Below are 698 nucleotides of genomic sequence, written 5' to 3'. Positions count from 1 at the left end.
AATGGTAATTTACACGCTTCATATGTGTGAGATACCTCAAACCTGTTGCCGCTAAAGCTACGTTTTTCTTCAGGAAATATTTGGTTCCCAGATCTCTTATGCATCTGCTTCAAAAATAAGCCCTTGATAAGCGGGTTTAACGTGCGGTGGGAGATAATTTATAACTTCGTTGTAGTCAAGCGATCTATCCATATGTGTGAGTATGGCTTGTTTTGGCTGTAAATATTTTATCCATTGTAATGCTTGATCAACGGAAAGATGACTTGGGTGAGATTTAAACTGAAGAGCTTCAATAATTAAAACATTCAAATTCATTAACTTTGGTAATGTTTTTTTAGGAAATTGACTAACATCTGTACAATAAGCAACGTTACCAATACGAAAACCTAAAGAATGGATACTGCCATGCAATTGTAAGTGCGTATTGACATGTATTGCTCCACCCTGCCCTTGGATTATAAATTGGCTATCTTCATTGATAAGATGTGCTTTTAAAATAGGTAAATAAGATGAACCTTTTGGTGTTTGAAAACAATATCCGAAAGCATTTTTCAAATGTCTTAGTGTAAAAGAATCAGCATAAATATCTATCAGACTTTTTTGTGCAAGTGCATAACTGCGTAAATCATCAATACCATGAATATGATCTGCGTGAGAATGTGTATAAAGTGCAGCATCAAGATGGTTTACGCATGCAT

Annotated in this window: 1 protein-coding gene; it reads right to left on the bottom strand. The window is 35.0% G+C overall.

Features of this window, described 5'->3' with window-relative positions:
• Positions 1–96 precede the first annotated feature (96 nt).
• A partial coding sequence (locus ACFINZ_RS10940; protein ID WP_375701531.1) for an MBL fold metallo-hydrolase occupies positions 97–698 on the bottom strand: 602 nt, incomplete at its 5' end.

The organism is Bartonella sp. AA81SXKL (assembly GCF_042196945.1).
Classification (GTDB): domain Bacteria; phylum Pseudomonadota; class Alphaproteobacteria; order Rhizobiales; family Rhizobiaceae; genus Bartonella.
The sequence above is the reverse complement of the archived record's forward strand: the minus strand, read 5'-3'. Positions and strand labels throughout refer to the sequence as shown.